We start from the raw sequence: 26,282 nt of genomic DNA, 5'->3' as shown, positions 1-26,282 counted from the left end.
CTGCTCGTCGGTGAACTGGCGAAATCGTGACTTCGTCTGTCCCATACGGCCACGGTCTCGCGGGTTACCGCTTAACTATGGGAGACACGCCCTAGCGTGGGGACGCTGACGGTCGTCAGCCGCAGGCGGCAAGGAACGTGAGATGGGGCCAGCTCGTCTCCATCGACCTCACTAGTTCAGCTAATTTCAGAAGTCGGGAATCAAGGAGAGCCACGTCATGCGCATCAAGCGAGAGATTGCCCGTGGCATGGTTGTGATGGTTCCACTGGCTGCGGTTTTGATCGGATGTAGCGAGCGTGTTGCTGGGACTGCAGAATCGGAACCCAGCACGAGCGCCACGATGCAGAGCGAGGCGGATGATGAGGCGCAGACTGTGCCGATCGGTGCCAGTCAGAACGTCGCCGATGGGCGTCGCGTAGTCACACGGGTGACGGTGGAGAGTCTCGTGCCGGCAACGCCGACGCAGTTCGGTCTGTCACCCGCGGGTGACTTGCAGCAAATATCGGTGACTTTGGAGGGTCTGAAGGGCACTACGAACGTCAACCCGCTGTACTTCACGGCCCGCGCGGCGGACGGAACGACGTATCAGGCGGCCCTCGCATCGGTCGACGGGCAGTTGCCCGCAGGGACTGTGTCGGTTGGTGACCGGATCAAAGGAATTGTTGCGTTCGATGTGACGGGACCCCCGATTGCGTCTATCCGCTACAACGGTGCGCTCGGGGAAGAATTGGCAAGATGGGACGGAGAACTGACGCCGGGTGAGCGGACCGATGATGAGCAAACGGGCCCCACGGGCGGAATAGTCAACGGCGACCTGGGCCTGGACACCGAGATTTCGGTTCCGGCCTGCGACGGTACAGGTGTTGTCATTCTGTATTCGGCGACCGCCCCGGGGTCCTATGAGCAGGAGATTGCAACGCAGCTATTGCGAAATCCGGGCGCGTCCTACTTGAGGACCGACAACTCGTGTCCTTCCCTGCGGCAGGAATCTGCGGAGGGCAATCCCATCTATGCCGTATACCGCGTCGCTGGTCGCAGCGAAGGCGAAGTTTGCGCTGCAGTGAATGCATCGCCTGCCGGATCTTATGGTAAGTGGTTGGACCGAACCACTGATCCGGCCTACATCATTCCGTGCTGAAAAAACTTGCCTGGTCGGAGCAGAGTGCAACTGGATAGAACACGCCTGGAGCCGCCGCCAACCGTGGATCGGCGGGTGGTAAAGGGACGGCGAGAGCTCGGCCGGGTGCTGAGTCGACCGGCGTCGCACGGGGTCGGCTTGTTGCAAGCTCCGCGCGGTGATGGCGTCGTTGAGGCCACTGCATTGGACAGCCCCCTGCCGTCAGAGACGGTTGCGATCGAGTCTTATCAATTCTGCGGCCTCCGCGGAATCGAGGCGTCCCCCGGAGCGCCTACCGACGCGCGCCATGACCCTTGCGAGACTCAAACGTAAAAGGACGTCGCTCGGCTATTCGAAAATTCCTTTGACGGCGACTGGCACCCGGATCTGTCCGTCTTGGATTGCGGCACTGTCGACCCGTGGCAACGGTAATTGAGCCTGCGCCAGGCGCTTGTCAACCATCCACCATGGGACCAGCATTTTGTGAGTCCCGGCAGCTTGCTCCGATCAGTGTCACCGCGGTAGTTCGTCCGCGAAATCGAACGAACACCCGAGCCGATTGGCCGCCTCCACCCCACCCGCATCCCGCACCCACGCGACGCAGGCGCTGGCGGCGAGGACGTGGTCGCGGGTGAAGAGGTAGCCGTTGGTGCAGTCGTAGAACGTGTCGTCGTGGTGCCACTGGTCGAGAGCCAGGCCGTCGACGGCGTGGTCGACCAGCCGCAGCTGCCGCAGGATGCGGTGCGAGCGTCGCACCATCACCACGCCGTCGTCGAGGACATGGAGTTGAGCGTTGACCAGCTCGATGTCGTCGACCTCGTCCTCCGGGATCTCGGTGTTCGGCCCCAGGTCGATGATGAGGCCCGCCGGCTCGTCGCGCATCGACTCCACCAGCCACGTCGTCATCGCATCCCACTGGTCGACCGCGAGGATGCGGCCCTCCGGCGAGACGAAGCTGTCGAGCAACGCTGCCGCTTCGATGGTGGCGGCCCACAGCTGGGTGTCACCGTCGTCGTCGAACACGAAGTCGTCGGGCGGCTCGACCCGCACCGACACCGGCGCGAAGGGCGACGAATCCGGCAGGCCCTCGACGTGGTGGTAATGAATCGACCACCCCGTCATGTCGACCCGTGCGTCGGTCACCACGACGTAGCGGGTCATGAGATCGTCCGAGGCGAAGGTCCACGACGGAACGCCGTCCGGAGCTGAGGTCATGCCTGTGGTTCGAGGCGACGCCCGTCGAGGATCGACCCCGGCCGCAGGCGTTATCCCTGCGGCGGGTGGATGTAGCGGCCGTCCACCGGGAAGTGCCCGTGCGTGCCGAACTGGTTGCCCTGTAGGAAGGCCTGATTCTGCGCGTGCGCGCTGGCGATCAGACGCATCTGCTCCTGCCGCGCGAGCTCGCGACTCGCCTCGCGCTTCCGGTACGACCGGACGCCCAGCCAGACAGCAGCGCCGAGCAGCGCGAGCCACCAGTACTCCACGACGAACCCGAGCGCGAAGAACCCGAGAATCAGGGTGAGGATCGGGTGACGACGAGGCCACGAGCGCTGCGGCACCACGTACCCGACGGTCGTCTGGTGGATGTTGATGGTCCGTAGTTCGGGCTGTTGTGGAAGTTGTTCGTCATGACCCTGGTCCGTTCTCGCGTGGGAGCGACACTGTGACACAGGGGTCCGACACTCACGGAGCACGAGCCGGTTCCCGGTGCAGCACGGCCGGCCCCCACCCCCGCCGCAAACCGACGAGCAGCACCGCGCACCCCACCCCGGACAGCACCAACCCCGTCCCGAACATGACGGCGTAGCCGAAGAGCTCACCGACCACCCCGGCAGCCAGCCCGGCCGTACCCTGCGAGAACACGACAGCGCAGGCCAGCAGGGTGTAGTCGGTGCCGGCGAAGGCGCGCTCGGACGCGTCCATCATCAGCGCGAACAGCACCACCGTCGCGGCCCCGCCGAAGACGTGCTCACCGACGTTGGCGGTGACCACCATCGCGAACCCGCCCACCCCGAGCGCGGCGGCGACGTAGGAACCGAGGGCCAGGGTCTGGGTGATGCCCGCGACCAGCAAGGCACGCCGTCGTCCGAACCGCGTCGCGTACCAGGCACCGAGCGCCGCGCCGACGAGCGCCGAGGCCGACGCCAGTCCGCCCTCCAGCAGAGCGATCTGCCCCAGCGACAACCCGAGGTCCGACAGGAACGGGCCCACCAACGCCGACCCCATCGAGTTCCCGAACTTGTACGCCACGATCAGCCCGACGAACGCCACGACACCCGGCCGTCGCAACCGCGCCCACCACGCCCCGGCCAGCCGCACCGCGGAGGAGTCGACAACGGGGGTGGCGTCGGCCGACTCGAGGGTCCGTCGCAACGCGAGTACGGGCACCGTCGACACCAGAATCAGCACGGCCATGACGACGAACAGCGCCCGCCACCCGGCGAGCGAGAACAGCCAGAGCAGCACTCCTCCGCCGACGATCATGCCGATCCGGTACGCGCCCAGCTGAATTCCGTTGCCGACGCCGCGATCTCGGGCCGACAGCAACCGCACGGCCAGACCGTCGGTCACGACGTCCTGCGTCGCGGACAACAGGTTGATCACCGCGATGCCGACGAACAGCCACGCCAGACCCGACGACAGATCGAGCGACGCCAACACCAGCGCCACGACGGCCGCCCCGCACTGCAACGAGACCAGCCACCGTCGCCGCGTCCCGTAGCGATCGACGTACGGCGCCCAGAGGAACTTCAGCGCCCACGGCGCGAACAGAACCCCGGTCGCACTGATGGTCACCAGCGAATAAGCGGATTGCCGCAGCACCACCGGCAGCGCCTGGGTGAAGAAGCCGAACGGCAGCCCCTGCGCGAAGTAGAGGCCGGCCAGGAGGGCGAACACGCCGCCGACGCGGGTCACGCATCGCCTCCCGGCGTGCGGAACCCCCGGAACACGACCCGCCGCCGCAGGACGAACCCGAGCCGCTCGTACACCCGCAACGCCGCCGTGTTCGCCTCCGCGAGATGGAGGAACGGTCGGTCGCCGCGGGCGAGGATGCGTCGGACGAGTTCGCCGACCAACGCGCCGGCCAACCCCTGACCCCGCGCAGACGGGAGCGTGCAGACCGCGCTGATTTCCGTCCACCCCGGCGGTCGCAGACGCTCGCCGGCCATGGCGACGAGCGTGCCGTCGTCGTCACGCACACCGAGGTACGTCCCCAGCTCCGGCGTTCGTGGCCAGAACGGGCCGGGCCGGGTGGCGTCGATCAACGCGCGCATGGCGGGGTAGTCGGCCTCGCCGAGGTCGACGATCCGGATCGACGACGCCGTGGGCACGTCGCCCGCGAAGATCAGTTGCAGACCGGCGAGCTCGAACATCGGCTCCCAGTCCGCGGGCGGCGTCGCCTCGGAGGAGAAGAGGTCGGCCATCCGGCCGGGCCTGAGCAACTCCGCCAGGGCCGCCCAGTCGGTGCCGACGTCGGCGAAGGTGGCGACGTCCGTGTCGTACGTGACCGCGTCTCCGAGGCGACGAGCGAGGTGCGCGTGGCGGGTGCGCAGCGATTCGGCGACCGGATGGTCGAGGGATGTCTCGGGCGTGACCACGACGTCAGTATGGCCGGTGCGCCGAGTCTTCCCGCCGGTCACGGTCGGTTACCGGCGAGTAGGAAATCTGCGTCGTCAGCGGGCGGCGTCGTCGCTGGTCAGGTATGTCTCGAGCCACATCGAGCCGCTCCGACCGCAGTCGCCACAGCACGAACGAAGACGACTAAAGTTGTCATCGAACCCACAAGGAACAGACGACGTCGAACCGACGGAAAACGAGGCAAGTCCTGACATGAGCGACAAGCAGCCGACCATCATCTACACCCTGACCGACGAGGCGCCCATGCTCGCCACGCATGCGTTCCTTCCGGTCATCCGCACCTTTGCGGGTGCGGCCGGCATCAACGTCGAGCCCTCCGACATCTCGGTCGCGGCTCGCATCCTGGCCGAGTTCTCCGACCTGCTCCCCGAGGATCAGCGGGTTCCGGACAACCTGGCCGAGCTGGGTCGGCTGACTCAGAACCCCGACACCAACATCATCAAGCTCCCCAACATCTCCGCCTCCGTGCCGCAGCTGCGCGCCGCGATCAAGGAGCTGCAGGACAAGGGCTACGACCTCCCCGAATTCCCCGGCAACCCGAAGACCGAGGAAGAGGAGGAGATTCGCAAGCGCTACACCAAGTGTCTCGGTAGCGCCGTGAATCCTGTTCTGCGTGAGGGCAACTCGGACCGTCGTGCGCCGAAGGCCGTCAAGGAGTACGCCCGCAAGCACCCGCACAGCATGGGCGAGTGGTCGCCGGCGTCGCGCACGCACGTCGCCCACATGCGCCACGGCGACTTCTACCACGGCGAGAAGTCGACGGTGGTCGAGGGCGATCGCAAGGTCAAGATGGAGCTGATCACCGACGACGGCGAGACCATGGTGCTCAAGCCCGAGGTCGAGCTCACGCACGGCGACGTCATCGACAGCATGTTCATGAGCAAGAAGGCGCTCATCGAGTTCTACGAGGCCGAGATGCAGGACGCCTACGAGACCGGCGTCATGTTCTCGCTGCACGTCAAGGCCACGATGATGCGCGTCTCGCACCCCATCGTCTTCGGTCACGCAGTGCGGGTGTTCTACAAGGACGCCTTCGCCAAGCACAACGACCTCTTCGAAGAGCTCGGCGTCAACGTCAACAACGGCCTGTCGGACCTGTACAGCAAGATCGAGTCGCTGCCCGCCACCAAGCGCGACGAGATCATCGAGGATCTGCACAAGTGCCACGAGACCCGGCCCGAGCTGGCCATGGTCGACTCGGCCCGCGGCATCTCCAACTTCCATTCGCCGTCCGACGTCATCGTCGACGCGTCGATGCCCGCCATGATTCGCGCCGGCGGCAAGATGTGGGGCGCCGACGGTCGGCCGAAGGACACCAAGGCCGTCAACCCCGAGTCGACGTTCTCCCGGATCTACCAGGAGATCATCAACTTCTGCAAGACCAACGGGCAGTTCGACCCGCGCACCATGGGCACCGTTCCCAACGTCGGTCTGATGGCGCAGAAGGCCGAGGAGTACGGCTCGCACGACAAGACCTTCGAGGTCTCCAAGGGCGGCACCGCCAACATCACCGACATCGAGACGGGCGAGGTGCTCCTCACCCAGACCGTCGAAGAGGGTGACATCTGGCGCCTCTGCATCGTCAAGGACGCGCCGATCCAGGACTGGGTCAAGTTGGCCGTCAACCGAGCTCGCGATTCCGGCATGCCCGTGCTGTTCTGGCTGGACCCGTACCGGCCGCACGAGAACGAGCTCATCAAGAAGGTCCGCACCTACCTCAAGGACCACGACACCGAGGGCCTGGACATCCAGATCATGTCCCAGGTGCGTGCCATGCGGTACACCCTCGAGCGCGTGATTCGTGGCCTGGACACCATTTCCGCGACCGGCAACATCTTGCGTGACTACCTCACCGACCTGTTCCCGATCCTCGAGCTGGGCACCTCCGCGAAGATGCTCTCCATCGTTCCGCTGATGGCGGGCGGCGGCCTCTACGAGACGGGCGCCGGCGGTTCCGCGCCGAAGCACGTCAAGCAGCTTCTCGAGGAGAACCACCTGCGCTGGGACTCGCTGGGCGAATTCCTGGCTCTCGCAGTCAGTCTCGAGGACCTCGGCAAGAAGACCGGTGGCAAGGCCAACGTCCTGGGCAAGGCCCTCGACGCCGCCACCGGCAAGCTGCTCGAGAACAACAAGGGACCCTCGCGCGCTGCCGGTGAGCTGGACAACCGCGGCAGCCAGTTCTACCTCTCCCTGTACTGGGCGCAGGAACTGGCGAACCAGACCGAGGACACCGAGCTGGCCGAGTACTTCGCGCCGCTCGCGAAGTCGTTGGCGGACAACGAGGACGCCATCGTCAAGGAGATGAACGACGCCCAGGGCGAGCCCGTGGACATCGGCGGCTACTACTACCCCGACTGGGACCTGACCGCCAAGGTCATGCGTCCCAGCGAGACCTTCAACAAGGCGTTGGAGTCGGCAGGGAAGTAAGAAGCTTCCGCGACGCGGCCCGTCCCTACCTTGGTGGGGTCGGGCCGTTGTCGTGGGTGGGGCGAATCGTGGAACCGGGCCCCCGGAAAGCGGGTCCCAGATTCCACGGTCGGGGTCACGTGAGTGCGAGCCACTCTCCCGCCGACGCCGGGGTGTCGAGACGAACGCGATCGAGCGCGTCGAGAAGGGCCGGCGCGTGGGAGTCCGGAACACACATCTGCCCGTTCACCGGGACGATCAGTCCGAGGTCGATCATGGTGGACAGTCGCACGGACAGCCACGCTCTCACTTTCTCGCTGTCGGTGCCGATGCCCACGGCGAACGCTTCGCCGTCATGGGCAGCGTCTCCGACCAGGGAACGAACGAGGATCATCCACAGCGCGTCGCAGGCGGCGGCCACCTCCTGCTTCTCCCGGGCGTCGTCGAGCGCGACCACCGGTCGCATGCATTCGACATAGGCCTCCACGAGACTGCGGCGCCCCCACTCCTCGCTCGGCTCTGCGAGCCAGTGATCGAACGCGTCGCCGGCTCGAAGCGTGCGGTCCTCGCGGCGGAGGACGCCAGCTCCCAGCGCGGTCTGGACCACGACGTAGTACTTCAGCGTCGACAGCAGTCCGCTGACGACGTCGTTCTCGTCGTCCTGCGCCGGGTAGATCGCATCGCGAACCTGCCTGCTCGAGCTGGGCTGTGCGAAACGAGGATCGGGAACGCTGCCGTTGTCCTCGCACCAGGCCGCGACCCGTCGAACGTGCGACGTCAGGGTGGTCGGACCGAGGGGTGCCGAGCCCCGATGCGGGACAGGTGCCGTCCGTGGCGGGACCACGGGGTCCAAGTCGACCAACTCCGTCAACAGGTCCTCTTGGTCGGGCGACATGCGCTCGGCGACAACGAATCGCGCGAACAAGGCGAGAGCATCGGCAGTGTCGTCGGGTGACCACGGTGTGTGCAGGCAGTCCTCCGCGTACAAGTCCATGTCGAACAACTCCAACGGTAGGTCCGCCCCCGCGATGACGATGCGGCGATCGGCGCTGGATCGGTCGACTGCCATCGCTGTCGAATAGGCCGCCAACGGATCCGCGGTGCAGCCCGAGTGCAGCAACCACTCGGCGAATCGTTTCAGCACCGTGGGCCAGGACAGTGCCACTCGTTGCTTCGGTCGGCCTGCCGCGGTGCGCTTCGCGGCCTTGGCCCGACGTTGACTCTTGCTCATAGGTTCCCCCCCAGGATGGTGTGTGCGCAGAGTAGGGGAGGGCTCTGACAAGAGCCGATCGTGGATTTTCAGCCCCGGAATGCGGGGTTCGGATTCCACGATCCCGAGTCGCACGCTGCGGTCATCGAGTCGTTGTCCTCGCCAGCGCCGAGTACGTCGCCCGCAGGTACTGTTCGGCCCGGTCGGACCCGATGATGCCGCTGCCCATCTTGTTCATCGCGTAGGAGAAGGTCAGCCGCGACTCGGGGTGCATCACGATCATCGACCCACCCCAGCCGCCCCAGAAGCAGATGCGGCCGTCGGGGATGTAGGGAACCGTCTCGGGGTGCGGCAGGGCGAATCCCATGCCGAAGCGCAGGGGGATGCCCAGCACCAGGTCCAGTCCGTCGGTCTGCGGCTCGAAAGCCAGGTCGACGGCGCCTTGACTCAGCAGGCGAACCCCGTCCACCTCCCCGCCGCGCGAGATCGCCGACAGCATCCGCGCGACGGACCGGGCGTTGCCGTGCCCGTTGAGTGCGCCCATGTCGGCGGCGCGCCACTCGTCGGTGTTGGCGGCATCCGGCGCCACGACCGGGCCGCCGAAGGTTCTGATGCGGATCCTGTCCGGGTCGGGCACGTCGACCCGCGGCGGGGGAGGCGGGGCGATGACGTCGGCCACCCGATGGCGGTCCTCGGGGCGCAGGCCGATCTGGAAGTCCGCGCCGAGCGGGCCGGCGATCTCGTCGGCGACGAACTCGCGCAGCGTCTTTCCAGTGACGCGCCGGATCAGTTCGGCCAGCAGATGCCCCTGCGAGGCGGCGTGATACCCGGACGTGGTGCGCGACTCCCACCACGGCGCCTGTGCGGCGAGCTTCGCGACGGCGGACTCGTGGTCGTACAGATCCTGCACGGAGATCGGGCGGTCCCAGCCCGAGACGCCCGACGAGTGCGACAGGATGTGCCGCACCTCGATCCGATCCTTGCCCGCCGCAGCGAATTCGGGCCAATATCGCGCGACCGGGGCGAAGGGGTCGAGGAGGCCGCGGTCGATCACCATGAGGGTGGCCAGCGCGGTCACCGTCTTCGTGGTGGACCAGACGTTGACGACGGTGTCCTCGGTCCAGGGCGTCGTGCGTTCGGCGTCGCGGTGCCCACCCCAGAGGTCGACCACCGTCTCGCCGTCGAGGTCGACCACGACCGACGCGCCGACCTCGGCTCCGGAGGCGAGGTTCGCCCGCAGCGTGTCGGCCACGTCGTGAAACGCTGCGTCGCAACGTCCTTCGACCGACGAATAATCACCCACGCGGAACACCTCCCAGTAGTCGACGCACGGCGAGATCGACGTACGCATCGCTGACCTCGTCGATGCCGAGATCCCCGCCCTCGTGGTACCAGGCACTGATGCCGTTGAGCATGTCCACCAGAGCGAACGCGGCGATCCGAGCGTCGGGTACCCCGAACTCGCCCGTGCGCATGCCGGCGGCGACCACGTCGCGCACGCGTCGCTGATAGTGACGACGGTAGTCCTCGACGGCCGCGCGGTGCTCGGGGAGCAGCGACGCCAGCTCGTGCAGTCCGACGACGTACTCGACCCGCCGCCGGGTTAGGTGGTGCAGATGCGCGCGGACCAGGGCCGACAGTCGTTCGGTGGGGGTGCCCGGCGCATCGAGCAGCGGCAGGTTCTCTTCGACCGGCTCGCGGGTGACGGTTAGGCAGATCGCGAAGAGAATCTCTTCCTTGGACGGAAAGTGGTGGTAGAGACTGGCTCCCCGAATTCCGACCGCATCCGCGATGTCGCGCATCCCGACGTTGGCGTAGCCGTCCCGCGCGAAGATTCTGGCGGCCTGGGACGCGATGTCCTCCTTGCGCCGCAGGGTCCGCACCGCGCGCGGGACTGCGGCGGCATCGTCGGGAGTGCTCACGCCGGTTCCGGCGCCACCGCCAGCGTGCGGAGCTCCCGCTTGAGGATCTTGCCCTGCGCGTCGACGGGTAGTTCCGCGACCACGTGCACCGACTTCGGTGCCTTGTACGAGGCGAGCTCGGTCCGGCAGAACTCGATGACGGCGTCGGGATTCGGATGCACGCCGTCGGCCGCGATGACGAAGGCGGTGACGGCTTCGGACCAGTAGGGATCGGGCATGCCGACGACGGCCGCACGGGCGATGTCGGGGTGACTGTGCAGCACCCGCTCCACCTCCTGGCTCGACACGTTCATTCCGCCGGACTTGATCATGTCCTTCTTGCGATCGTAGAAGAACAGGTTGCCGTCCGCGTCGCGACGCACCATGTCGCCGGTGTGGACCCAGCCGTCGCGAAACACCTCCGCGGTCCGCTCGTCGTCCTTGAAGTAGCCGAGCATCACCGACGGTGTACGGCACAGCAATTCGCCGACCTCGGCGTCGTTGCCGTCGGCGTCGACCACGCGCACCTCGAGGTGGGTGACGGGCTTGCCGATCCAGGACGGGTCCCCGTCCGGGATGTCGTCGAGCGTGGTGAACCAGCCGACCGAGCCGAGCTGGGACAGCTCCGACTGTCCCCAGTACGTGCCCCAGATCGCCTCGGGCGCAGCGTCCGCCCAGGCGGAAATGGTGTGCGGGGAGACCTGACCGCCGTAGGTCAGGCAACGACGCACCTGTCCGACGGCGTCGGGACCGAACGTGGCCTCCCGCGCGAGCGCGAAGTAGAAGGTGGGCGTCTGCGCGATGACCGAGACCTTCTCGTCGGCGATGATCTGCAGCGACCGCGCCGGTTCCACGCTCGACGGCAGCACCAGCGTGGCACCCATCAGGGTCAGGGTGGTCATCGATCCCAGGCCGGCGATGGTGTGGAACGGCATGACGAACAGCCAGGTGTCCTCCGGACCGGTACGCAGACCCCAACTCCACGCCGGCGCCGTCGAGATCAGGAAGTTGCGATGCGGGATCATCACGCCCTTCGGCGCCGCCTCGGTGCCGGAGGTATAGACCATCATCGCGATGTCGTTCTCGTCCATCTCGACGTCGGGTTCGGTGTCGGACGCGTCCGCCATCGCCGTCGCGCAGTCGTCTCCGTACGTGAGCAGCGTGGTGCCGTCGGGCAGGACCCGGCGCACCGTTTCGGCGAACTCGGGACCGGCCACCACGACGGTCGGCTCGGCGTGCTCGAGTTGATGACGGACCTCGGCGTCGCGGTAGAGGACGTTGATGCCCGTGAAGGCGGCCCCGACCTTGAGGGTGCCGTAGTAGGCGACGACGACGTCGATGCTGTTGCGCGCCATGGACGCCACGCGATCACCGGGTGACACGCCGAGGCCGAGCAGGACGTTCGCGAAGCGGTTGGCCGCGCTGTCCAGTTGGCCGTAGGTGGTGACGACTCTCGTGCCGTCGGCATCGTAGGAGATGAACGCGGTCTTGGTCGGCTGCGTCCGGGCGTGACGACGGAGTTGGTCACCGATCGTGGCGCGGCCGGTGAGGGAACGATGCTGGGGGGCGAGTCCGGGCACGAGAGTCCTTGTCGGGTAGCGGGAAATCAGACGGTGGTGGCGAACATGGGGCGGTCGAACGATTCGAGCGCCACGATCTCCTCGACGGGGCTGCGCGTCAGCTTGGTGGGGAACGCGCGCTCCGGATAGCCGACCGCGATGTGGGCGGCGGTGATGTACTCGTCCGGGATGGACAGCATTTCGCGCACGGCGGGCTCCTCGTGGCAGAGCAGGGTGGTCACCGCGGTGGCCACGCCCTGGTCGCGGAGGGCGAGGCAGAGGTTCTGCATGGTGGGGTAGATGGAGGCGCCGCCGACCACCGACAGTCGGCCGAGTTCGTGGTCGGTGGGGTGCAGACCGTCGAGCGCGGCACATACGACGATGATCGCGGGGACCTCTGCGAGGTGGCGTGCGAAGTAGTCGGCGTCCTGCACCGTCTTGGGCAGCGCGCCCACGGAGACCGTGCCGCCGGTGATGCCCTGGAAGTAGGCGTCCCACATCGGGAGGTAGAGGTCCTGGAGCGCCTGCTTGCGCTCCGCGTCTCGGACGACGATCCATCGTACGGGCTGGCGGTTGCCGCCCTGGGGGCCGAACCGTGCGTGGTCGAAGGCGGTGCGCAGAACCTCGTCCGGAACGGGGTCCTTCGTGTATCGCCGACACGTCCCCGTGGTCCGCATCGCCTCGGTGAGTTCCATCGCTGTCCCCTTGCCTGTCCGCCGTTAGGTTGCGTTCGCAGCATGCTGTGGCGTGGGACACATTGTCAAGGGTTGTTGGAGCTGTGAATCGCATTGCCTGCAGACCCTTGCCTGCAAAAGCCTAACTGTGGTTAGTTTCGATGAGGTCCGGCCCGGACCGACGAGGGAGGCATCATGTCGACACCCACGGTCACCGTCGACCGCGAGCGACTCACGCGTGCGGTCGAGTCGGCGAACATGCCCACGCTCGTCGCCGTGCTGCACCAGCTCACCGGCGACCGCACCTGGCTTACCGATCCCCATCGGCCCACCCGCAGCCGCGGTATGGACGACAACGACAGTGGCGGCTTCGCTCCCGACGTGGCCGAGCGCATTCGCGCCGCGGCGGTCGACGCCATCGAGGCGTGGGTGAACGGCCGACCCGTCGCGATACCCGCCCCGTCCGGCGAGCAGCTCATCGAGATGATCAGCGCCGCGGTCGGTGAGCCCGTCCCGCCCGAGTTCGCCGAGATGATCGCCGAGGACATGGGTTTCGCGGTGCCGGCTCCCCGCGAGGTCCGACCGTCGCACCTGTCGGTGATCGTCATCGGCGCCGGCGTCTCGGGCATGCTGGCCTCGATCCGCCTGAGCGAAGCCGGGATCGACCACGTCGTCCTGGAAAAGAACTCGGACGTCGGCGGGGGATGGTTCGAGAACACCTACCCGGGCGCGGGCGTCGATACGCCGAGTCACCTCTACTCGTATTCCTTCGCGCCGCGGGCGTGGACGTCGCACTTCGGCAAGCGCGACGAGGTGTGGCAGTACCTCGCGGAGGTGGCCGACGAGCACGATCTGCGGTCGAGGATCAGGTTCGACACCGAGGTGTCGACGGCCGAGTACGACGCCGACCGCCAGGGCTGGACCGTGCGGACGGTGGCGGGGGAAGTGCTGACGGCGGACGTCGTCATCACGGCGACCGGGCAGCTGAACCGACCCAAGGTCCCGCCCATCGCGGGGCTCGCTGACTTCGCCGGCCCGATCTTCCACACCGCGCAGTGGCCGGCCGACCTCGACCTGACGGGCAAGCGCGTGGCCATCGTGGGCAGCGGCGCGAGTGCGATGCAGGTGCTCCCGGCCATCGCGTCGACCGTCGCGCACGCCACCGTGTTTCAGCGCTCGCCCCAGTGGGTGGCGCCCAGCGACGTGTACTTCGAGCCGATCGTCGACGACGTCAACTACCTCATGGACCTCGTTCCGCTGTACCGACTCTGGTACCGCGCGCGGCTGGCGTGGAACTTCAACGACCGCGTCCACCCGTCGCTGCAAAAGGACCCCGAGTGGGACAACCCTGCGGTGTCCATCAACGCGATGAACGACGCCCACCGCCGCGTGTTCACGCGGTACCTGGAGAAGGAACTCGACGGTCGGCCGGACCTGATCGAGAAGGCGCTGCCCGATTACCCGCCCTTCGGCAAGCGGATGTTGCTCGACAACGGGTGGTACGCGGCGCTCCGGCAAGACAACGTGACTCTCGTTCCCGAAGCCGTGGCGTCCGTCGACGCGCATCACGTGAGGGGAGCTCACGGCACGGTCGCCGAGGTGGACGTCGTGATCCTGGCGACGGGCTTCGAGACTCACAAGCTGTTGACGCCCATCGATGTTCGCGGCCGATCGGGTCGCTCGATCCGGGAGGCGTGGGGCGAGGAGGACGCGCACGCTTATCTCGGGGTGACCGTGCCCGACTACCCCAATCTGTTCATCACCTGCGGGCCGGGAACCGTGCTGGGACACGGCGGCAGCTACATCACCATCGCCGAGTGCCAGATGCGCTACATCCTCGACGTACTGGCCACCATGGCCGAGCGCGACCTGGGCGCCGTCGAGGTCAAGGCCGACGTAGAGCAGGACTACGTCCAGCGTCACGACGACGCCCACGCACGCATGATCTGGACGCACGAGGGCATGGACAACTGGTATCGGAACGACGCGGGCCGGGTGGTCTCGACCCTGCCGTGGCGCATCGTCGACTACTGGCAGATGACGCGGAGCGCCGACCTGGACGACTTCGTGGTGGAGCCCCGGCGGGGGTAGCGCGATTTCTGCTCCGGTTGCGTCGGCTGCGGGCGGGATCCCGCACGTCAGGGGTGCAACGGGAGCGTTAGACCCGGGCCTCGGTCGCTCCGCAGCATCGCGTAGACGGCCGTGTCCGTCCACTCGCCCTTGCTCCACCAATCCTGCCGGAAGTACGCCTCGCGCTGCATCCTCACACGCTCGGCCAACTTCGCCGACGACGTGTTGCGGCCGTCCATGCGTGCGGTGACGCGGTGGACGACGTCGTGGTCGAAGACGTGGTCGAGGAGCGCCCACACGGCCTCCGTGGCCAGGCCGCGTCCGCCGACCTCGGGGGAGAAGGTCCAGCCCAGCTCGACCAACGCGGGAGAGTCGTCGACGGTCCACGCATCCACGTTGCCGACGCCTCGTCCATCGTGCTCCGCGACCAAGGCCACCGCACCGTCGGTCAGAGCTGTTCGTGCGGAACGCTTCTCGACGGTGGCCTCGGCATCGGACCTCGTCATCGGCTCGTGCAAGAGGTACCGGCAGACCCCGGGCCGGCTGTAGTACGCGAGCACGTCGTCGACGTCTGTTCTCGCGTACGGCCGCAGGGTCAGCCGCTCGGTGCGCAGGACGATCGGAGCCACTCCGCGAGGGTATCCCGACGCGTCAGCCGACCCGCGCGGCCAGGAACGCCTCCGGATCGATGAGGTCCGCCTGACCGACGATGGACCCCAGATCGGCGATGCGCTCGACCCCCGTCAGCACCATCTCCTCCTCGACCGTGCCTTCGGCGTAGCCGTAGTAGCAGGTCGACGACGTGGGGTTGTGGTCCTGGTCGATGCGGTTCGCCCGCCCCTCGATCTGCCGGATCTCGATGGGCGTCCACCGTGGGTCGTGGATCAGGGTGATGCGGGGTGCGAGGGTCGACGACGTCCCCTCTGGGAGCAGCAACTCGTTGGTGTGCAGGTTGATCGCGCTCGTGGTGGTCGAGACGATCACCGGAGCCGCACCCGTCTGGAAGCGACGGATCGCCACTTCCTGCTCCGCGCTGCTCATGCTGCCGTCGACCACGGCGACCTCGAGTCCGCCGTCGCGAAGGTCGTCGGCCAGCGCGGCGACCGACTCGCGGTAGAACATGGACACGAACACCTGGTTGCGGGCCTTCACCCACGCCCGCACTTGATCAGCCGACGCCGGAATCCGCAGATACGAACACTTCTGGCGGAACCGCAACGTTGCCGCCCGCACGCTCGGGTTCTTCTGCAGCACCTGACGACCACCGGACGTCGTCCACACGGGGAGGCCGACCTCCTTGCGGTAGTCCACCCACGCGGCGTTGTAGAGACGCTTCTGGGCGGCGGTCAGTTCCTGGCCGAGCGGCTCCCGCGGCGTGGGCGGCGACGGACGCGAGATCGACCACGGCACAGCACCTCCCGAGAGCCACCGGTGCACGGCGTCGATGTCGCGGGCTCGCTGCGCGGCGTCGTCGGGATCCCAGCGCCATGTCGTCAATCCGGTCGACGCCTTGCCGGCCTTGACGGCGAAACCCGACTCCTCCAGGAAGTGCGCCCACCGAACGGTGAGGGCGTAGCCCAGCGCGCCGTCGTCACCCACGATGTCGACCCCGCGGGCCCGCTCGATCGCGCGCGCCATGTACGCGAAGTGGAGCGGCTGGTAGCCGGGCGTGGCCGACAGCCACACGACGGCGCTTGCCGCTTCCTGATAGCGCCAGACGATCTGCGACTGTTGCGATTCGATGTTCATCAGCGCATGCGCCTCGTCGGCGATCACCACGTCGATGTCGAAACGCAGGTCACCGAGCGCGATGGTCCGCTTGTTCTGCGTCCGTTTGCGTTTGCCCAGATCGGTGTCGGCGGGAACGGACAGCAGTTTTTTCGTCGACTGGTACGTCACCAGCAGCCATCGCTTGCGCTCGGCGGGGTCGAGATCGGCCTCGCTGTCGGCGATGGTGCGGCGCCAGCCGGGCAGCGCGCCCTTGGGCGCGACCACCAACACGGTGGCGACGTCGAGCATCCGCCGCACCGCCTCGCACACCGACAGGGTCTTGCCCAGACCCGTCGAATCCATCTGTGCGAAGTACGGAACGCCGCTCTCGATCGCTGCCAGCTGGCGGCGCACCGACTCGAGTTGAGTCTCCCGCGGGGTCATGGAGCGGGCGCGGATGGTGACCTCGTCATTGGAGGACTCGTTCGCGTTGTCCTCGAGCCACCGCTGCAGGCTGTACGGCGAGGACTCGTACGGCTGCAGGAATTCAGGGAGTTCGGTGCCGTAGTAGGCGAACACTCCCGGCCCGGCCTGCCACCGAGCACCGGCCGCGCCCGCCGCGGAGCGGTCCTCGAACGGCACGTCGAGCACCCACACGCGCTCGCCGGGAGCGGGAGCGCGGAGGTCCGGGTCGGCGGACTTCCGCGTTGCCGTTCGGCGCGGCTTCCGGGTGAGAGCGGCGCGGCGGCTGCCGGCGCGGACGGTGCGGGCGGTGGTGGTGGGTTTGCGAGGAGGCATCGCGAGCAGTCTGACCGATCGAACCGACAACCCGCCCCACCGCCCGGCCGTAGCCTTGCTCGATGCGCCCCCTCCGCTACTCCATCAACGTCTCGATCGACGGGTGTTGCGACCACACGGCCATCCCGGCCGACGAGGAACTGCACCAGGTCGCCGCGGACAACTTCGCGCGCTCGGACGCGCTGCTGTTCGGCCGAGTGATCTACCGAATGATGGAGGAGGCGTTCCGTGGCCGGTCCGATCCCGACGACCCCTTCGCCCGCGCGATCGACGCCGCCCGCAAGTTCGTGGTCTCGTCCACGCTGACGAGCGTCGACTGGAACGCCGAGCTGGTGCAGGGTGATCTGCGGACGGCCGTGGAAGCGCTGAAAGCGCAGCCGGGCACCGGCATCGCGACGGGCGGCGTGCAGCTTCCGCGAGCGCTGGCCGAGATGGGCCTGATCGACGAGTACGAGTTCATCGTGCACCCGAGGATCGTGGGCCACGGGCCGTCGGTGTTCGGCGGCCTGCGCCAAGCCGTCGATCTCGAGCTGGTCGACCGTCGTGACCTCCGGTCCGGGGCCGTCGTGCTGCAGTACCGCCCCGTCGGGCGATGAGTTCGGCTCCCTCGTCGGGTCGATACGACATGACCACTCACACGCTCGCCGTCGACGGCGCCACTCTCACCTACGACGTCCACGGCGACCTGTCGTCGGGGACGCCCCTCGTTCTCGCCGCGTCACCGATGGACGCGGCCGGATTCGAGTCGCTGCGGTCCAGGATCACGGACCGCCCCGTCGTCACCTACGACCCGCGCAACGCCGGTCGTAGCCGGCGCGACGAGCCCACTGCAGCCGTGACGCCCGAGCAGCACGCGGACGATCTCTGCACCCTGATCGTCGCTCTCGGTGCCGGTCCGGTCGACGTGTTCGCCTCCAGCGGCGGAGCCGTCAACGCCCTTGCCTGCGTCGAGCGCCATCCCGATGCGATGCGCACGCTCGTCGCCCACGAACCCCCCGCCGGCGGAGCGCTCCCGGACCGGGTCGCGATCTCCGCCGTGTGCGCCGACATCGTGGCGACCTACGACGCGTCCGGAATGGGTTGGGCCATGGCGAAATTCATCGGCATCGCGATGCATCGCGGGGAGGTCGACGACGTCTACCTCGCGCAGCCCGCACCCGACCCCGCGCAGTTCGGGATGCCGACCGACGACACCGGGGACCGTACCGATCCGCTCATGTCGAACCTGCGCGGACTCGGATGCGACTTCGCGGCCGACGTCGATCGTCTCCGGCAGGCGTCGACACGCATCATTCTTGCCGTGGGGGAGGAGTCGGGCGGACCCGATGACGGCGAACTGGCCGGTCGCGCAGCCCGTGCCATTGCCGCCGCGCTGGGGCGGGATCCCGTTGTCTTCCCCGGTGGCCACAACGGCTTCCTGGGCGGCGAATACGGCCAGATGGGCAAGCCCGACGAATTCGCCGCCACTCTGCGCGAGGTGCTCAGCTCAGCTGAATGACGTCGAGCTTCCCCTCGGCATGCGAACCCCGCAGCCGCTTCTTGTCGTACTTGCCCACGCTGGTCTTGGGCACCTCGTCGATGAACGTCCACCGCTCGGGCAGTTGCCAGTGGGCGACACGCCCGTCGAGGAACTCCCGCAGTTCCTCCGGGGTGACCGACTGACCGTCCTTGACCACGACGGCAACCAGCGGCCGCTCGTCCCACTTCGGATCCGGGACCCCGATCACGGCGGCCTCCAGCACCGCCGGGTGCTCGACGACGTGGTTCTCGAGTTCCACCGACGAGATCCACTCACCGCCGGACTTGATGATGTCCTTGGACCGGTCGGTCAGGGTGAGATAACCCTCGGGGGAGATGGTGCCGACGTCGCCGGTCCGCAACCAGCCGTCGTCGAATTTGTCGGAACCGTCGGCGCGGTAATAACTTCCGGTAATCCACGGGCCGCGCACCTCGAGCTCGCCGACCTGCTCGCCGTCCCATGGCAGGACGGTGCCGGCGTCGTCGACCAGCCGGGCCCGGACCCCGGCGACGAAGCGCCCCTGCGTGCACCGACGGTCGAACTCGTCCTCTGGCGACAGGCCCGCGTCGGGACGGCCCGACGTGCCCAGAGGCGACGTCTCCGTCATGCCCCACGCCTGGGAGATCGGCACACCGTACTTCTCGCGGAACGCGCGAATCAGGCTGGGCGGGCACGCACTTCCGCCGACCAGCACCTCGCGCAGGCTGGACAGATCGACCGGGTGCTCCTCGAGGTGCACGAGCAGGGCCTGCCAGATGGTCGGCACCGCGGCGGTCGCGGTGGGGCGCAGCGTCGACAGCATCTCGGCCAGCGGCGCGGGCTGAAGGAAGCGGTCCGGCATGATGAGCGACGCCCCGACCATCAACGCGGCGTAGGGCAGCCCCCACGACATGGCGTGGAACATCGGCACGATGGCGAGCACCGAATCTCGCTGCGAGAGCGCCATCGCGTCGGTCATGCAGGCCTGCATCGAGTGCAGCCAGATCGACCGGTGCGAGTACACGACGCCCTTCGGGTCACCGGTGGTGCCGGAGGTGTAACACATTGCCGCGGCGTCGGTCTCGTCCAGCTCGGGCCAGTCGAAGGTCTCGGGGCGGCGGGACAGCAGGTCGTCGTACCCGTGCACGGTGATGGACTCGGGGGCGTCCACGGAGCTCGGATCCGCCCCGACCACCACGAGGTGCCGCACCGTCGACATGGTCGGCAGCAACGGGACGAGCAGGGGAAGCAGGCTGCCGTCCGCGATGATCACGTGATCCTCGGCGTGCTCGACGATGTAGGTCAGCTGCTCGGGGAACAGACGGATGTTGAGGGTGTGCAGCACGGCGCCCATCGCGGGCACCGCCATGTACGCCTCCATGTGGGCCGAGTTGTTCCACATGAAGGTGCCGACGCGCTGGTCCCCGTCGACACCGAGGGAGCGCAGCCCGTGCGCCAGTTGCGCTGCGCGGCGACCGAGATCCGCGAACGTCACGGTGGTCGGGCCCGTCTCGGACCAGGTGGTCACCGTCGCCGTCGCATGGATCGACGTGCCGAACCGCACGAGCTGTCCGATCGACAGCGGGGTGTCCTGCATCGTGCTCTTCATGGCGCTCCTCGGGTCGGCGAGTGGTCCCGATCACATAGTGCCGGGTGCGCCGCGCAGTGGGAGCGGAAACGGCTGTCAGCCCTTGTAATAGACCACCTGGTGCCCGGTGGCGAGCAGATCGCCGCCCGCCGACCACAGCTCGGCCGACTGGTCGAAGTAGCCGCGGTGGAACCGACGCGCGTGCGCCGTCGCCAGTACGTGAGCGTCACCGTGGGCGGCCAGGTCCTCCGCCGTCGCGAAGTAATGGATGGTGAGCGAGATGGTGCCCGCCGGCAGGTACTGCCCACGGCGCTGGAAGACACGGGGGTAGAAGATGTCGGTCATCGACGTGAGAGCCACGTGGTCCAGCGGGCGCGGTGGGGAGTCGCGCACCCAGAGTGTGGCGGCGGAGTCGGCCGAGCCGGTCTCGTCCAGGGCGCCTGCGTGGAAACGCATCTCGTAGTTCTGGGCCCACGCGATGAAATCCGGGAGACCAGCCCGCTCGATCTCGTCCGGAGCAGGAACGGCAGGCGGGGTGGACTCGATGTCGTCCCACGTCTCCCGGCGGGTGCCGAACACCGCGGTGGCCGTGGTCGCGATCGTGCCGTCCTGCGAGAGCTCGAGGTACCAGTGCTGGTTGCTGCGATTGGTGCGTACCGGCCGCGCCTCGATGTCGAAGGGGCCTTCCGCCACGGGGCCGGCGAAGTTGACCGTCAGGCTCACCGGATCGCCCAGCCGGTCGGGGTGCAGCTCGATCGCCCGCACCAGGATCGCCGCGGTGACGCCGCCGAACGGCCCCACCATGTTGTTGTACGGCGCGGTGGTGCGGCCCCGGAAGCGTCCGTCACCGAGCTGCTCGAGCTCGAGGGCGTCGTCGAACGGGTGGGTGCTCATCGGTCTCCCGGGGTCGGTCGGACTGGCCGACCCATTCCACCACCCTGCTCAGCTCACGTGCTCGAGAACCCGCCGCGCCCGCTTGGCCACGGCCTCGTCGATCAGGTACCCGTCGGCGTCCACCCCGGCACCGTCGGCCTCCAGCGCCGCGAGGATCGCCTGCGCCTTCCGCACGTCGTCGTCGGTCGGCGACCAGACGTCCCGCGCCGCCGTGACCTGCGCGGGGTGGATGCACGCCCGCCCCACGAAACCGAGGCGCGCCAGGTGGCGGCAGTCGGCCGTGAACGCCTCGACATCCCGGAAGTTGCGGGACACCGCCGCGAGCGGAGCCTGCACCCCCGCCGCCGCACTGGCCGCGACCACCTGCGACCGGGCGAAGAGCAGCGCGCTGTCGTCCGCCTCGGCGTCGACACCCAGATCGACGGCCAGGTCGACCTCGCCGATCTGCAGGAAGCGCACTCGCGGCGCCCGCGCGATCGACAGTGCCTCGAACACCCCGCCGCCCGTCTCGATCATCGGGGACACCTCGGCCTGCGGGCACACCTCGGCCAGCAGGGTGCTCACCGCGGCCACCTCGTCGGCGGATCCCACCTTGGGCAGCCAGAACCCGGTCAGCGTCGGGTGGGCGACCGCTCGGACGTCGTCCTCCTGCAGCGCACCCGGATTGACTCGAACCCAGATCTCGACGTCACCGGGCTCGACCTGAGCGACCCACTCGGCCACCGTCCGCCGAGCGGAGTCCTTGTCCTGCAACGCCACCGCATCCTCGAGGTCGATGACGACGGCGTCGGCGCCGGAGGCGAGCGCCTTGTCGAATCGCTCCGGCTTGGTGCCGGGAACGTAGAGATAGGTGAGGGCGCTGCTCACCCGATCACGCTCGTGCCCGCGACGAGGGACTTGGCGATGACCGTGCGCATGATGTCGTTGGTGCCCTCGCCGATGGCCATGAGGGGAGCGTCGCGGTAGAGGCGCTCGACCACGAACTCGGTGGAGTAGCCGTAGCCGCCGTGGATGCGCATGGCTTCGAGGCTCGCGGTGATGGCGGTCTCGGAGGCGAAGTACTTGGCCATCCCGGCCTCCATGTCGACGCGCTTGCCCGAGTCCGCCTGCGAGGCAGCCCAGTACGTCATGAGTCGGGCGGCCTGCAGCTGCGTGGCGATGTCGGCGATCTTGAGCTGGATGGCCTGGAAGTCGGCGATCGGCTGACCGAACGCCGTGCGCTCCTTCGCGTACTGGAGCGCGGCGTCGTACGCGGCCTGGGCGATGCCGACGCTGCGGCCGGCGATGTTGAGGCGACCGATCTCGAGGCCCGAGAGAGCCTGCTGCAGACCGCGTCCCTCGACGCCGCCGAGGAGGGCGTCGACCGGGACGCGCACGTTCTCGAGGGTGATCTCGCAGGACTCGGTGCCCTTGTAGCCGAGCTTGCCCATGTCCCGCTGCACCTCGAAGCCCTCGGTGGAGGTGTCGATCAGCAGCAGGCTCATGCCCTTGTGGGGCGGGGTGGCCGAGGAGTCCGTCTTCACCAGGACCGGCAACACGTTCGCGTGGCGCGCGTTGGTGATCCACGTCTTGGCGCCGTTGACGACGTAGTGGTCACCGTCGCGCTTGGCGGTGGTCTTGATGCCCTGCAGGTCGGTGCCGGCGCCCGGCTCGGTGAGGCCGACGCCCGTGCGCCACTCACCCGCGGACAGCTTGGGCAGCAACGACTGCTTCTGCTCCTCGGTGCCGTGCTTGGCGATCATCCAGCACGAGAGGTTGTGGCTGCCCACGATGCCGGCGATGCCCATCCACCCGCGGGCGAGTTCCTCGTAGACGAGGGTGAACGAGACCTTGTCGAGGTCGATGCCGCCGTACTCCTCCGGCGTGGTGATGCCGAAGAGACCCATCGCCTTCATGTGGTCGACGATCTCGGTGGGGTAGCGGCCGGAGCGCTCCCACTCACTCGCGACGGGCACGATCTCCTTGTCCACGAAGGTGCGGAGGGCCTTGCGGAACGCGGTCTGCTGTTCGTCGAACGTGAAGTCCATGGTGAGTCCTTTGTGTTCTAGGAAGAAGAAGCGAGGGCGGCGGCGAGGTCGAGGACCGCGGTGAGGTCCGATTCGCCGGCGAGGTCGAGCAACCGTGCGGACAGTTCCTTCGCCCGCGGCCGGTGGCCGCAGTTGGCCATGAACTTGTCGGTAAGGTCGTCGTCGGACAGCGGAAGTGCTGCGCTGCCTCGACTTCCGTCGACGGTGCCGGTGAGGACGCGGCCGTCCGTGAGGGTGACGACGGCGCGACCCGGTGCGGCGGCGGCCGGCCCGTCGGTGGCCAGCTCTACCGAGCGGACGCGACGCGCGGTGGCGAGCACGTCGGCGCGCGCGATGGACTCGTCGGTGTAGGTGGCGACGTCGACGACGCCGTCGTGCAGCAACGCGGCGACACTCCAGGGCAGGTCGAACTTGCCGTCGTAGGTGCTCCTCGGGGCCGCGACGCCGGCGTTGGGGCCGCAGACGATCGGGAGCGAATCCGAATGCACGGCCACTTCGACGTCGGCGATGTCGGACGCGGCGACGTCGTGACCGGCCACGGCGGCGGACACCGCGTCGAGGGCGACGTGCATCAACTGGCAGCTCGGGTACGGCTTGATCCCGATACGCGTTGCTTCCCAGCGGGTTCCGAGACCCTCGGTGAGCGCGGTGAAGTCGGCGGGCCGCGTCGTCAGCGCGGCGTAGAGGCCGCGTCGCCCTTCGAGCACGGACGACGGTCCGGTGGCGCCGGCCGCGGCGAGACGAGCGGCGAGAACCCCGTTCAGGCTCGCCGAGCCGGGGTGCAGCGCCTTGGTGTCGGCGTCGGTGTCGAGGAACTCGAGCAGGCCGGCGCCGGACGACCCGGCGATGCCGAGGGCGTGGATCAGGGTCGCCGAGGGGAGCCGGGACAGCCGGCCCGCGACGAGCGCGGCCACCAGTGGTCCGACGGCGCCGGTCGCATGGACACCACCGGAATGGAACCCGTGGGGGCTGACTGCGCCGAGACGGCAGGCGGTTTCGAGACCGATGGCCCCGGCGAGCAGGACGTCGGCCCCGGACGACTGCTTTTCCTGACCGACCGCGATGGCGGCGGGGAGGGTGACGGCGGTGGCGTGGACGAGCGCTCCGGCGTGGGTGTCGTCGAAGTCCAGCGCGTGCACCATCACCCCGGTGGCGAAGGCGGCGGCCGGCGCCGACAGCGCCTGCGTCCCGGTCAGCGGCCGGGCCTCGGGGGGACCGCCGAGCGCGGTGGCCACCGTCCACGCGGGACGACCGTAGCCGAGACGTGCTGCGGCAATGGCGTTCCCGACGCCGTCCATCAGATGCCGGGCTGTCGCGTGACGAACGTCGTGGGACAGGTCGGGCAGACCGAGGTCGGCCGCCCACTCGGCAAGCACGGTCGAGGTCATACGGTGGCCTCGACCGGTCCGAAGGCGCCGCCCGACGAGAGGTCGGCCACCCGGTCCGCGTCGTATCCCAGCTCCTTCACGACGTCGGCGAAGTCCTCGTTGCGACGCGGGGCGCGGCGGTATGTCGGACGCTCGGGACCGAAGTTGACCGGCGACGCGACCTGCTTCACCGTGTCGTACACCGGATGCTCGGTCTCGACGACGAGATTGCGTGCGAGCGTGTGAGGTTCGGTGAGGGCGTGGGCGACGTCGTTGATCGGTCCCGAGGGGACTCCGGCGGGGCCGAGCAGCGACAGCCAGTGCGCCACGGTGTTCGTGGCGAAGGTGTCCTCGAGCATTGGGAGCAGGACGTCCTTGTTCTGTCCGCGCAGGGCGAAGCTGGTGAAGCGGGGGTCCTGGCCGAGTTCCGGGCGTCCGATGGCGACGACCAGTCGCTCCCAGAACTTCTCCTTCGCGCAGCCGACGATCAGCCAGCCGTCGCTCGCTTCGAAGGCCTGGAACGGGACCAGCGACGGGTGGGCGGAGTTCTTGGTCCGCACGGGCTCGAAGCCGGCGTTCAGGTGCCACGTGGCGGGGTAGGTGAGCAGGCTCATCGCGGTGTCGTAGAGCGAGACGTCGCAGTCGCCGCCGATGCCGTCGCGACGCGCGGCGTGGAGTCCGGACAGCAGGCTGATCGCGGCGACGAACCCGCCGGAGTAATCCACCAGCGAAAGACCGGATTTCGTGGGCGGACCGTCCGGGTCGCCGGTGACCGACATCCAGCCGGCGAGGCCCTGCAGGATGTAGTCGTAGCCGGGCTCCTTGGCCCGCGGGCCGGTCATGCCGAATCCGGTGAGGCTGCAGCACACGATGGCGGGGTTCAGATGCTTGAGATCGTCGTACGTGATGCCGATCTTGGCCGGAACGTCGCCGCGCAGGTTGGAGTACACCGCGTCCGCGCCGCGCACCAGGTCCTCGAACACGCTGCGCCCGGCCGGAGTCGACAAGTCGAGCGAAAGGCTGCGCTTGTTCCGGTTGAACGACTCGAAGAACAGCGAGTCCTCGCCCTCGTTGAACGGGGGGACATAGCGGCCGACGTCGCCGCCGGCGTTCGGGTCCTCGATCTTGATGACGTCGGCACCGAGGTCGGCGAGATGGAGGCTGCCGAACGGGCCGGCGCCGTACTGCTCGAGCGAGATGATGCGGACGTCCTCGAGTGGCTTCATGCGGTGGCACCCTTCTCCTCGGGCAGCTGCAGCGGCCCGTTCTGTGCTTCGGGGAAATAGTTCTGGCCGATGCCGCTCTCCCGCGTGGCGACCATGACCGAGCGCTTCCACGAAATGACCTCGACGCCATCCTGATTGAGGCCACGGGTGATCATGGAGACAATGCCGGCATAGGGGCGCGACTCGGACTTGCGGAGGCCGGTGCAGATGCTCTCGGCGTAGAGGGTGTCGCCCTCGTAGACCGGGTGCGACATCCTGATGTCGGTGAACGCGAGGTTCGAGATGGCGTTCTGGCTCATGTCGAGCACCGAGATGCCCAGCACCACGGCGACGGTGAAGCCGGAGTTGACGATCACCCGACCCTCGGTGATGGGGTTCTGCGCGGCGAGGTGCGCGTTGAAGTGGTTCTGGTTGGTGTTCATCGACAGCAACGTGATCCACGTGTTGTCGGTCTCGGTGATCGTGCGGCCCAGGGGGTGCTGGTACACGTCCCCCACCACGTAATCCTCGAAGAAGCGCCCCAGAACGGCCGGGTGGGTTGCCACGGAATCTCCTCGTGTCGAGTCTGCGAAGTCTGTGTCTCGACACTAAACATCAG

The 26,282-nt window shown here is 68.0% G+C and carries 23 protein-coding genes; 5 read left to right on the top strand and 18 right to left on the bottom strand.

Translation table 11 applies throughout. The features are described 5' to 3' along the window. Positions 1-217 precede the first annotated feature (217 nt). Positions 218-1,138, top strand: a complete 921-nt coding sequence (locus BMZ18_RS14600) for a DUF1942 domain-containing protein (protein ID WP_082894885.1) — start codon at positions 218-220, stop codon at positions 1,136-1,138. A 492-nt stretch (positions 1,139-1,630) separates the two neighbouring features. Here BMZ18_RS14600 and BMZ18_RS20095 read toward each other — a convergent pair whose 3' ends face one another. The 4 genes from BMZ18_RS20095 to BMZ18_RS14580 form a co-directional block, all read right to left on the bottom strand. Continuing rightward, the gene (locus BMZ18_RS20095; RefSeq protein WP_244516546.1) at positions 1,631-2,332 is read right to left on the bottom strand and encodes a hypothetical protein; all 702 of its coding nucleotides are present in this window, start codon (positions 2,330-2,332) and stop codon (positions 1,631-1,633) included. A 50-nt stretch (positions 2,333-2,382) separates the two neighbouring features. Next, entirely contained in the window at positions 2,383-2,679 is a 297-nt protein-coding gene (locus BMZ18_RS14590) for a hypothetical protein (RefSeq protein ID WP_068360836.1), read from the bottom strand. 121 nt (positions 2,680-2,800) lie between these two features. Beyond that, complete coding sequence (locus BMZ18_RS14585; RefSeq protein WP_074922265.1) at positions 2,801-4,033, bottom strand: MFS transporter; 1,233 nt, start codon at positions 4,031-4,033, stop codon at positions 2,801-2,803. Beyond that, the gene (locus BMZ18_RS14580; RefSeq protein WP_068361047.1) at positions 4,030-4,716 is read right to left on the bottom strand and encodes a GNAT family N-acetyltransferase; all 687 of its coding nucleotides are present in this window, start codon (positions 4,714-4,716) and stop codon (positions 4,030-4,032) included. The genes BMZ18_RS14585 and BMZ18_RS14580 overlap by 4 nt, the downstream gene beginning before the upstream one ends. A 232-nt stretch (positions 4,717-4,948) precedes the next feature. Here BMZ18_RS14580 and BMZ18_RS14575 point away from each other — a divergent pair, with 232 nt between their 5' ends. Next, positions 4,949-7,183: an NADP-dependent isocitrate dehydrogenase gene (locus tag BMZ18_RS14575; RefSeq protein WP_068360843.1), complete on the top strand. Its 2,235-nt coding sequence runs from the start codon at positions 4,949-4,951 to the stop codon at positions 7,181-7,183. A gap of 115 nt (positions 7,184-7,298) precedes the next feature. Here BMZ18_RS14575 and BMZ18_RS14570 read toward each other — a convergent pair whose 3' ends face one another. The 5 genes from BMZ18_RS14570 to BMZ18_RS14550 form a co-directional block, all read right to left on the bottom strand. Beyond that, the gene (locus tag BMZ18_RS14570) at positions 7,299-8,393 is read right to left on the bottom strand and encodes a hypothetical protein (RefSeq protein ID WP_139203982.1); all 1,095 of its coding nucleotides are present in this window, start codon (positions 8,391-8,393) and stop codon (positions 7,299-7,301) included. 121 nt (positions 8,394-8,514) lie between these two features. After that, entirely contained in the window at positions 8,515-9,624 is a 1,110-nt protein-coding gene (locus tag BMZ18_RS14565; protein ID WP_244516545.1) for a serine hydrolase domain-containing protein, read from the bottom strand. Positions 9,625-9,667: 43 nt separating this feature from the next. Continuing rightward, positions 9,668-10,294 carry a TetR/AcrR family transcriptional regulator gene (locus tag BMZ18_RS14560; protein ID WP_068360851.1) on the bottom strand — a complete coding sequence of 209 codons (627 nt, stop codon included), beginning with the start codon at positions 10,292-10,294 and terminating at the stop codon, positions 9,668-9,670. Next, positions 10,291-11,853, bottom strand: coding sequence for a class I adenylate-forming enzyme family protein (locus tag BMZ18_RS14555; RefSeq protein WP_068360852.1), 1,563 nt, complete (start codon positions 11,851-11,853; stop codon positions 10,291-10,293). Before BMZ18_RS14555 ends, BMZ18_RS14560 begins: the two co-directional genes overlap by 4 nt. A gap of 26 nt (positions 11,854-11,879) precedes the next feature. After that, positions 11,880-12,527 (bottom strand): nitroreductase family protein, encoded by a 648-nt coding sequence (locus BMZ18_RS14550; RefSeq protein WP_068360855.1) that lies wholly within the window; start codon positions 12,525-12,527, stop codon positions 11,880-11,882. A gap of 174 nt (positions 12,528-12,701) precedes the next feature. Between BMZ18_RS14550 and BMZ18_RS14545 the strand changes: the two genes are divergently transcribed. Beyond that, positions 12,702-14,597: a flavin-containing monooxygenase gene (locus tag BMZ18_RS14545; protein ID WP_068360858.1), complete on the top strand. Its 1,896-nt coding sequence runs from the start codon at positions 12,702-12,704 to the stop codon at positions 14,595-14,597. Between the two features lie 47 nt (positions 14,598-14,644). On the opposite strand, the gene BMZ18_RS14540 is transcribed toward BMZ18_RS14545, so the two are convergent. Further along, positions 14,645-15,205, bottom strand: coding sequence for a GNAT family N-acetyltransferase (locus BMZ18_RS14540; RefSeq protein WP_211267461.1), 561 nt, complete (start codon positions 15,203-15,205; stop codon positions 14,645-14,647). A 22-nt stretch (positions 15,206-15,227) separates the two neighbouring features. Next, positions 15,228-17,084 (bottom strand): helicase-related protein, encoded by a 1,857-nt coding sequence (locus BMZ18_RS14535; protein WP_244516544.1) that lies wholly within the window; start codon positions 17,082-17,084, stop codon positions 15,228-15,230. 62 nt (positions 17,085-17,146) lie between these two features. Between BMZ18_RS14535 and BMZ18_RS14530 the strand changes: the two genes are divergently transcribed. Together BMZ18_RS14530 and BMZ18_RS14525 are read left to right on the top strand one after the other, a co-directional pair. Next, complete coding sequence (locus tag BMZ18_RS14530) at positions 17,147-17,680, top strand: dihydrofolate reductase family protein (protein ID WP_068360862.1); 534 nt, start codon at positions 17,147-17,149, stop codon at positions 17,678-17,680. 29 nt (positions 17,681-17,709) lie between these two features. Next, positions 17,710-18,582, top strand: coding sequence for an alpha/beta fold hydrolase (locus BMZ18_RS14525; RefSeq protein ID WP_139203981.1), 873 nt, complete (start codon positions 17,710-17,712; stop codon positions 18,580-18,582). Here BMZ18_RS14525 and BMZ18_RS14520 read toward each other — a convergent pair. The 7 genes from BMZ18_RS14520 to BMZ18_RS14490 all read right to left on the bottom strand — a co-directional run bounded on the left by BMZ18_RS14520 (position 18,566) and on the right by BMZ18_RS14490 (position 26,229). After that, entirely contained in the window at positions 18,566-20,191 is a 1,626-nt protein-coding gene (locus BMZ18_RS14520; RefSeq protein WP_068360867.1) for a long-chain fatty acid--CoA ligase, read from the bottom strand. The two genes, BMZ18_RS14525 and BMZ18_RS14520, sit on opposite strands and share 17 nt — an antisense overlap. A gap of 75 nt (positions 20,192-20,266) precedes the next feature. Then, the gene (locus BMZ18_RS14515; RefSeq protein ID WP_068360870.1) at positions 20,267-21,064 is read right to left on the bottom strand and encodes an acyl-CoA thioesterase; all 798 of its coding nucleotides are present in this window, start codon (positions 21,062-21,064) and stop codon (positions 20,267-20,269) included. A gap of 48 nt (positions 21,065-21,112) precedes the next feature. Continuing rightward, positions 21,113-21,931 carry an HpcH/HpaI aldolase/citrate lyase family protein gene (locus BMZ18_RS14510; protein ID WP_068360874.1) on the bottom strand — a complete coding sequence of 273 codons (819 nt, stop codon included), beginning with the start codon at positions 21,929-21,931 and terminating at the stop codon, positions 21,113-21,115. Continuing rightward, on the bottom strand, positions 21,928-23,091 hold the full coding sequence (locus tag BMZ18_RS14505; RefSeq protein ID WP_068360876.1) for an acyl-CoA dehydrogenase family protein: 1,164 nt from the start codon (positions 23,089-23,091) through the stop codon (positions 21,928-21,930). Before BMZ18_RS14505 ends, BMZ18_RS14510 begins: the two co-directional genes overlap by 4 nt. 17 nt (positions 23,092-23,108) lie before the next feature. Then, complete coding sequence (locus BMZ18_RS14500) at positions 23,109-24,479, bottom strand: MmgE/PrpD family protein (protein WP_068360879.1); 1,371 nt, start codon at positions 24,477-24,479, stop codon at positions 23,109-23,111. After that, entirely contained in the window at positions 24,476-25,684 is a 1,209-nt protein-coding gene (locus BMZ18_RS14495; protein WP_068360882.1) for a CaiB/BaiF CoA transferase family protein, read from the bottom strand. The genes BMZ18_RS14500 and BMZ18_RS14495 overlap by 4 nt, the downstream gene beginning before the upstream one ends. Then, positions 25,681-26,229, bottom strand: coding sequence for a MaoC family dehydratase (locus tag BMZ18_RS14490; RefSeq protein WP_068360885.1), 549 nt, complete (start codon positions 26,227-26,229; stop codon positions 25,681-25,683). Before BMZ18_RS14490 ends, BMZ18_RS14495 begins: the two co-directional genes overlap by 4 nt. Positions 26,230-26,282: the final 53 nt, after the last annotated feature.

The organism is Rhodococcoides kroppenstedtii, assembly GCF_900111805.1.
Taxonomy (GTDB): Bacteria; Actinomycetota; Actinomycetes; order Mycobacteriales; family Mycobacteriaceae; genus Rhodococcoides; species Rhodococcoides kroppenstedtii.
This window is presented reverse-complemented; position numbering and strand designations above follow the sequence as displayed.